The organism is Psychrobacter sp. T6-1 (assembly GCF_052258445.1).
In genome coordinates this window covers 1-3,220 of the sequence record NZ_JBQQFC010000276.1, presented here as the reverse complement: position 1 = coordinate 3,220, position 3,220 = coordinate 1, and the positions used below count along the sequence as shown (strand labels likewise).

At 46.8% G+C, this 3,220-nt stretch carries 3 protein-coding genes; all 3 read right to left on the bottom strand.

Annotated elements, in window-relative coordinates; genetic code table 11:
• Positions 1 to 1,124, bottom strand: a 1,124-nt coding sequence (locus tag ACTXGO_RS11565; RefSeq protein ID WP_443574603.1) for an NAD(P)(+) transhydrogenase (Re/Si-specific) subunit beta, incomplete at its 3' end; no start/stop codon positions are given.
• Between the two features lie 14 nt (positions 1,125 to 1,138).
• Positions 1,139 to 1,480 carry a proton-translocating transhydrogenase family protein gene (locus tag ACTXGO_RS11560; protein ID WP_317200666.1) on the bottom strand — a complete coding sequence of 114 codons (342 nt, stop codon included), beginning with the start codon at positions 1,478 to 1,480 and terminating at the stop codon, positions 1,139 to 1,141.
• Between the two features lie 93 nt (positions 1,481 to 1,573).
• A complete protein-coding gene (locus tag ACTXGO_RS11555) occupies positions 1,574 to 2,731 on the bottom strand; it encodes a Re/Si-specific NAD(P)(+) transhydrogenase subunit alpha (protein ID WP_443574601.1) in 1,158 nt (385 codons plus the stop codon).
• Positions 2,732 to 3,220 lie beyond the last annotated feature (489 nt).

The following is a 3,220-nucleotide window of genomic DNA, read 5'->3' as shown; positions in this document are numbered from 1 at the left end:
GTACTGGCAAAGTCTGAGTTGATCTCATCCATCTCCATAATGTCGTCATAAGGCACGTCAGCTTCTGCCAAAAGGACATTCATGTGACCAGGCATACGACCTGCGACCGGATGAATGGCAAAGCGTACATTGACGCCTTCTTCTTTTAGTAACTCATAGAGCTCTTTGACTGCGTTTTGTGCACGGCCCTGTGCCATACCATAACCTGGTACGATAATCACGTCGCTAGCATTAGACATAAGGAAACCTGCGTCCTCAGCTGAGCCTGACTTATAGTTCTTAGGTGCGCCGTCGTCATCGCCACTAGCAACCGCTGTCGTACCCATACCACCAAACAAGACGTTAAGTAGTGAGCGGTTCATAGCCTTACACATGATGTAAGACAAAATGGCACCAGATGAGCCGACGAGCGAGCCTGCGATAATCAGCATAGAGTTGCCAAGGGTAAAACCAATACCTGCTGCCGCCCAACCTGAGAATGAGTTAAGTAGTGAAACCACCACTGGCATATCACCGCCGCCAATAGGCGCAATCCACATCCAACCAAAGACAATAGCAAGTACCGTCATCGCATAAAAAGCAGGTAATGAATCGGTCATAAAGTAGACCGCGCCAAACCCTATCATAGCGAGAAACAAGAGCGCTTGAACGGGTTTTACCCAGCCGCCTGTAACCGTCTTCGCCCAGCTCTTAGCTGCCAGTTTACCAAAGGCAAAGAACGACGCTGAAAAGGTAATCGCCCCAATAAAGCAGCCGATAAACAGCTCCAAGCGAGTAATCGTACTGTAGGCTTCTTCGGTATGCAGTACCGTCGCTAGTGCAATAGCAACTGCGGCAAGACCTACGAACGAGTGCATTAACGCAACCGTCTCTGGCATTTGCGTCATAGCCACGGTTCTAGCTTTCCATAGACCGACTACTGCGCCTAATACCATAGCGCCAACGATCATCCAAAGGATTGGACCTTCGGCTAAAAAGAAAGTGGTAACCACAGCAATTGCCATCGCCGCCATACCCATACGATTACCACGAATCGCCGTCTTTGGGCTAGATAGGCCGCGCAAGGTTAAAACAAATAAGATAGCACCGATAAGATAAAACCAATCCGCATTAGCCGCGATCATAGCTGAGATATTATTCATACGTTGTCTCCGCTCTCAGTAGTATCTGTCACGACCACTTTTTTAGGTTTGGGTTTAAACATGGCAAGCATACGCTCAGTCACGGCAAAACCACCAAAGATATTGACGCTGGCTAAAAATACCGCAAAAGCGCCTAATATACTGGTCGCGGTAAATACCGAACCGTCAATGACTACAGTCTGTAGCATGGCACCGACGATAACGATACTCGATAGCGCATTGGTCACTGCCATAAGCGGCGTATGTAGCGCAGGGGTGACGCCCCAAACCACGTAGTAGCCGACGAAAATAGCGAGTACAAATACAGTAAAAATCGCTACAAATGGGGTGCTAGCCATTGCCGCACCTGCTGGCGCTGCGGCTAAAATAGTGGCAATCATCTTATCCTCCTAAAATTTATTCGTAACTGACAACATTAAAATACATGAGTTTTAGCGACGAGCGAGACGAACTTGGCCGTCGTGAGTAACGGCTAAAGCGCCCTGAATCTCATCTTCCATATCTAAATGTAGTGTCAGTGCTTGAGATGAGGCATCATCTATAGCTGGTTCTTGAATTAACGTGGTTATAAAGTTGACTAAGTTATTGGCGTATAAGTCTGATGACTGGGCTGCTAGCTGTGATGGAATATTAGCCGCTCCCACGATACGTACACCATTATCAGTAGTAATGGTTTGGTCAGGAACGCTGCCCTCAACATTACCACCTGTACCCGCTGCCATATCAATAAGCACTGAGCCTGCTTTCATTTTGTCAAGCGTAGCCTTATGCACTAAACGCGGTGCATTACGGCCAGGAATTTGCGCAGTAGTAATGACGATATCAGCGCCGCTTAGCGCTTTGTCAACGACTGCTGCTTGGTCGGTCATGTATTGCTCTGATGGCGTCCACGCATAACCCCCTGTTGACTTGGCTTTTTGCGCTTCTTCATCGCTCATCGGTACATCCAGCCACTTACCGCCTAATGACTCAACTTGCTCGCGAGCACTTGGACGCAAGTCACTGGCTTCGACGACCGCGCCTAAACGCTTGGCCGTAGCAATCGCTTGCAAACCTGCCACGCCAACGCCCAAGATAACGACTTTGGCAGGCTTGACCGTGCCTGCTGATGTCATAAACATCGGGAATGGACGCGAGTATTCGTTCGCTGCCATCAATACCGCCTTGTAGCCCGCTAAGTTGGCTTGCGAGGACAACACATCCATATTCTGCGCGCGCGATAACGTTCGCGGCAACAGCTCCATGGCATAAACCGTTGCGCCTTTTGCCGCATAAGTGTCGAGCTGAGTATTGCGATAAGGGTCGAGCATACCGACGACGATTTGACCAGTCGTCAGGCTGTCCACCATCTGGGCTGGCAAGTCATTGACTGTGGTAATAATACGCGCATCACTAATGACGTCGCTACCACTTGCTGCGATTGTGGCACCAGCGGTTTGGTAGCTCTCGTCAGAATAATAAGACGCGATACCAGCACCGGACTGAATAATCACCTCAAACCCAAGCTTACGCAGTTTTTTGACTGCATCTGGGGTTATTGCTACGCGGCTCTCATGCGAGGCATCTGCACTAATCACACCGATTTTCATACCGTCTCCTTACATCCCAATACATAACCAACCTATGCGCTTTGACTTAATTAACCAAACGCATGGTGCAAAAAATCTTTGATCAACACTCATAAAAAAATTAAGCGCTCATCAAAGACTATCATTCTGACAACTATCAATTAAATAAATGATAATGTGGCTGTCATCAGCTCGCTTTATTATAAAGACATCATTGTCTACTTATCATTGTTTAATGATGACTCATAAGTAAATAAAAAGTTAGCTAAAAGACCCTCTATCATAACTTTTATTATTGCGTCACTCTCAAAGCCAATATACACGGCTTTTGACGACAATATATAACAGTTTTGAACATGAACAAAGCACTCATGCTAAAATGTGCTATAGCATATCTAAGACTTATCTGAGTTCTCACAACCTTGCTTTCTAATAATTATTACTTAAAGGGAATCACTATGTATTTTGTTCTCTCTCCTGCCAAATCTTTAAATGAGACTGATGCCGTTC

Excerpts from the sequence above, each read along its gene's own strand:
- ACTXGO_RS11555 (WP_443574601.1), bottom strand. The coding sequence starts at position 2,731 with ATGAAAATCGGTGTGATTAGTGCAGATGCCTCGCATGAGAGCCGCGTA.
- ACTXGO_RS11560 (WP_317200666.1), bottom strand. The coding sequence starts at position 1,480 with ATGGCTAGCACCCCATTTGTAGCGATTTTTACTGTATTTGTACTCGCT.